Origin of the sequence: Prevotella sp. TCVGH (assembly GCF_023522295.1) — a bacterium.
In the GTDB taxonomy this organism is placed as follows: Bacteria; Bacteroidota; Bacteroidia; order Bacteroidales; family Bacteroidaceae; genus Prevotella; species Prevotella timonensis.
In genome coordinates, this window is the sequence record NZ_QFFX01000107.1 from 1 (window position 1) to 4,531 (window position 4,531).

3 protein-coding genes and 1 pseudogene are annotated in these 4,531 nt (G+C 43.7%); 3 read left to right on the forward strand and 1 reads right to left on the reverse strand.

Annotated features, from left to right (window positions below):
- The 3 genes and pseudogenes from DEM91_RS12030 to DEM91_RS12040 all read left to right on the forward strand — a co-directional run.
- A pseudogene (locus DEM91_RS12030) lies at window positions 1-409 on the forward strand (hypothetical protein); the annotation flags it as partial.
- A gap of 259 nt (window positions 410-668) precedes the next feature.
- The gene (locus DEM91_RS12035) at window positions 669-1,511 is read left to right on the forward strand and encodes a DUF3828 domain-containing protein (RefSeq protein ID WP_249859075.1); all 843 of its coding nucleotides are present in this window, start codon (window positions 669-671) and stop codon (window positions 1,509-1,511) included.
- Window positions 1,512-1,573: 62 nt separating this feature from the next.
- Entirely contained in the window at window positions 1,574-2,620 is a 1,047-nt protein-coding gene (locus DEM91_RS12040; protein ID WP_249859076.1) for a hypothetical protein, read from the forward strand.
- Window positions 2,621-2,906: 286 nt separating this feature from the next.
- Here DEM91_RS12040 and DEM91_RS12045 read toward each other — a convergent pair whose 3' ends face one another.
- Window positions 2,907-4,403 carry an outer membrane beta-barrel family protein gene (locus DEM91_RS12045; RefSeq protein WP_249859077.1) on the reverse strand — a complete coding sequence of 499 codons (1,497 nt, stop codon included), beginning with the start codon at window positions 4,401-4,403 and terminating at the stop codon, window positions 2,907-2,909.
- Window positions 4,404-4,531 lie beyond the last annotated feature (128 nt).

The following is a 4,531-nucleotide window of genomic DNA, read 5'->3' on the forward strand; positions in this document are numbered from 1 at the left end:
GGAGGCGCGAAGCCTCCGAAGAGCGGCATCCGACTTGTCTCCGTGTGTTAGCCTTTGCAAACATAGTAACTTATTGTTCGTGACGATACAAAGAAAGATAAATTTTACTCAAATGGAGCGGTACTGTACGCATTGCCAAGCAAAGCACAAGAATCAACTGGACTTCTCCTACAACGCCTTATTCGTTTCACAGAATGTCGCAAAAATGATGATGAAGGCTTTGGTATTCCATGGTTTCTTTCAAGGAAATCATGGCAAGCACATACATCTCAAAATTATTTTTCAACAAATGTCTGAGCATACCGAACCGAAAGTTAATTGGTCATACTGTCAAAGAACTCTTTGGCTGGCAGCGGAAAGCTGTGTAGTCATTATCTCAAACTTAACTATTGTTGTAATGAAACTATAGAAATTGCTCCATGACCCGAAAATATTCCTCCCAAAGGAGTGAGTTTCTCAGATTTAATTTGTATTTTTGCTATGTCATATCAGAGTTTTGCTTGTTTATTTTTGCAACTCTAAGATAAGTGAAAATTCTGACATGTCAAAATCTTGGGTCGCTCGGCTTTGCCGCTTAGTTAGTATAGGAACTTCCTTGTTGCTTAAGTACTTAAAAAGTTTAATTTATAATAGAGTTGCGGAATTAAGGATTAATTAGAAGAAAAGATATGCAAAAGAGAATGTATTTGGCTGTCTTATTGCTCTTTTCCTTGTTTGCACTGAGGACACAGGCACAACATGCTGCGAGGGCCGAACAAATAAGACTCTTTTATGACCGCTATATGGTGTATTTTGAGGAGTGGAACAACAATAAGCTGTTTGATTTGCAGAGTAAGTTCTTGACGCCCGAAATGCTGGAGAAAAAAGGGCGCTTGGCGAATGCCACGGATTCCGATCCTATATTGCGTGCGCAGGATGTGTCGGAGTATGGTCGACAGTCCTTGACATGCCAGCATCTGGAGGGCGACTGGTACGAGGTGACATATCGCTGGGATGCGCAGGATACCACCGCCATTCACATACCAGTGAGAGTAGAAGAGGACGAGAAGGGGCAGGTGCGCATCAACTATATCACACCCGAGTGGGGAGGGAGACGCTATGGCAACCATCTATTTGATATTCCTGCCCCAAAGGTGGCGGATCGAAAGGATGCTCGCACTTTCGTGGAAACCTTTTTCAAAGCCTATACCTATCCCTATGTGAAGATGTCCCACACCTTGGAGCAGGATTTGGAACAACTGCGCAAACGATACTGCACATCATCGTTCCTAACGGGGAAATATGCAGCCATCAAACAGGAGTATATGAAGGATTATGAGGACATAGATCCGTTGGTTGACTGCGCCGACTTCGATGCATTCTGGTATCCCTCCATCAAGATTGACTCTATTGATAGTCACACCTTCCGCTTCGGTTATGATACATGTGTCAAGGGTTGGCACCAAAATATAAAGGTAGTGGTGACACGGGAAAATGGCCGTTTCCTCATTTCGGACATAGAAGCGGAATAAGGGTTGACGCAAGGTTGTATTTTACAGGAATGCTTATGCTAATTCAATAAAATAATACCACAATGACAATTAACAAAACAATCTTTACTTTGATTATTTTGCTGTCATCACATGTTCATGCACAGCAAGTTTCTTTCCACACATTCCTGTCCGAGCACGAAAAGGTGGAGAGGTTGGACTGTGCGTCCTTTGGCTGTCCATACGAGTTTATTGAAAATGAAAATCGGTATTCCAAGTTCCTTCCCCCTGCCAATGATGACTGCCTATGCAAACAGAAAGATATAAGATGGCAAAGGGGAAGTTACGTTGAGTTCAAGAATTTCATAGCAGTTGCCCTACAACGCTATTGCATGAACTATCAAGACGGCAACAACGAATGGTTCATGGAGAATGATGGGGTTGACTACATGCTCATCACATATTCACGCGATGGCAAGATGATTGATTACAAGTCCATTGGTCACTACGGTACGACTGCTTACAAAATAAGCATAAAGGCATCGGACGATGGAAAAAGCCTCGTGGTGGAGCAACGGACATTGGACGATTGCAGTCTGTTGGTTCAATACAAGAATCTGGAATACACGTCCTGTACGCGCAAGTACACCCTTAATTCGGACGGAAAGATAAAGGAGAGCGTCACCGTTGCTCCCCACAAAGAGATTGTGGATGTCCTTTCCTCGGTAAAGCAATTTTCCTTTGAGCAATTCAAGGCTTACTTTCAAAGACAGGACAACCCCAAGATAGACCACACGCTGTTCACCAGGGAAGGAGGGGACAAGGAATTGCCCTTCGAGTCATGCCTTGCACTGATTCCATATCCTTTGGACTACAACTGTTGGCCTCGCAACATTTGGTGGACAGCCTACCAGTACATTGAGGACGAGGAACAGTTCTCCTTTTTCGTTATTAAATCTTGCGACACCCCAAAGATAGGATTCTATCCATATAGTGACAACTTGATACTGGAGTTTCATAAAGACGGAACTTTCAAAGGCGCAAGGAACGTCTATCATTTCAATGACAACTATTTCGTAGACGAAGATATGAAGAACAACATGATAACAAAAACACTAAAGCATATTTTCGCAGAGAGAGCAAGGCAATAGTGCCCAAATTATAATCATACCAAAGATGTAATGTAGAATTATAATTCTGGCAATGTGTTCCTTAATGCTAACCTACTATCCTATCTGCATAGAAAAGAAAAAAACAATAAAGCCAGCAGAACCACTCAACCCATATACGGAAATCTGCAGAGTTGGTATCAAAACCTCATCTGCAAAATTAGGCAAAACTTTCGAGAATCTACTCTTGCTTACTTGAATATAAAATTGGTCAGTCGCTCATCAAAAGTTAGTTTTGTCTCTTGGCATTAAGATGTGAGTGTTTTTGTCACATCGCACGCATCTTCTCATCGCTGTTGCTCTGCTCTATGGAATCGTGCTGTTTCCGTTTTCCCCTTGTAAAGGTATAATAGATGGAGAAGGCGAAAGAGGGAATGAACCTGCCATACATGTAGGTTTTCCGATAAATCTTGTTGGTTAGAGTATAACTCCAGTTCTTCTGTCCGCAAATTAGGTTATTAACCGACAATTTGCAGGTAAGTTTGTCGTTGAAGAATGTCTTCATGCACGAGAAGTCTAACTGGTGGTAATCCCTGCTCTTGCCATATGCCGACTTGGATTCGGAGATATAGCGGTAGAGCAACTGCATGCGGATATCCAACGGAAGGACAAAGGTGTGCTGCGTGTAGATTTTCCAGTCGAAATTGTTAACGGAAGTCTCGGAAGTGATATACCTATCAAAACTTACCCTTGCTTGGTTCACAATCGACCACCACGATGCTACGTTGATGGGGACATAGAGGTTGAGATTTGTCAGCCGGTTCTTCACCCCATCCACATAACTTGCCACGGTCATTGCCTGTCCGTCCACGATTTCTGTCCTGTTGTAGTTGTCAAGACCATTGTTGCTCCACACGTGCGTGAGGGTAAGGTTGTATTTCTGCGCCAACTGGTAAGTAACGCTGATGTGGTTGGTGTAATTAGGGCGCAAGTCGGGATTTCCCATCTTGAGCGTATAACGAGAGTAATAATACCGGTATGGCATCAGTCGTGTGAAGCCCACCCTCTGTGTCCTGCGGGATGAAGAAAAAATCATTGTGTGCTGTTTACTCAAGCGGTAGGTGTAGTACAGGCTGGGGAACAGGTCGAAATGGCGGTAGGAGAAGTCGTAGCCATCAGCTTTGGCATAGTTGTACTCACCCCGAAGCCCAACCGTCAGGTTCCATTTCTTGCCAGAAAGGTCGTATTTCAGATATGCCGCTTGCAGGTCTTCCGCATATTTAAACGAGTAACCCTTGTCGGCACTACTGCTCCAACTGCCGTTTGTGAGTGTTTGCTCCTCGAACTCGTTGTCTTTTAAGGAATGGCTGCATTTGATGCCAGCCATCAGACTGCCATGCTTCAGGAAGTCCCATTCCACTCTTGTTTCGCCCGAAAGAATGAAAAAAGGAACGGATTGATGATGGCGCAGGTTCTCGGTGGAAAGAAGATTGCCGCTGCGGTCGTAATTTTTGTACTCAAACTCATCGTTGTTGGGATAAAAACTCTTTGCCACATCTGCCAGCACCAGCAGTTTATTGCGGTCGTCCTGTCCAAACTTGTGTGTAAAGTTCAGCGATGCGCTCAGCATGTTCTGGTTTTGGATGGTTTCATGCTTGCTGTCAGTGTGCACCGTTTTAGGAGCGTTCGTCCCATCCACCAAGGTGTAGCCGTTCACATGCTCATCTTTGTACCAGTGTGAATAGTTGAGGCTCAAGGCGAATTTGTTTCTCGCATTGAAATCGTAGTAGATGTTCGAATTGACAGTTCCTATTGCGTCGTCCATTCTATCAACTATATTGTTTTGGTAGTTGACTAACTTTTCATAGTTTTTGGTCTATTGCTGTCCGGTAAAACTCAAAAGAGCATAAATATCCTCCCCGAAGCCCAGTAAAATTGGACTTCGGGGTTTAT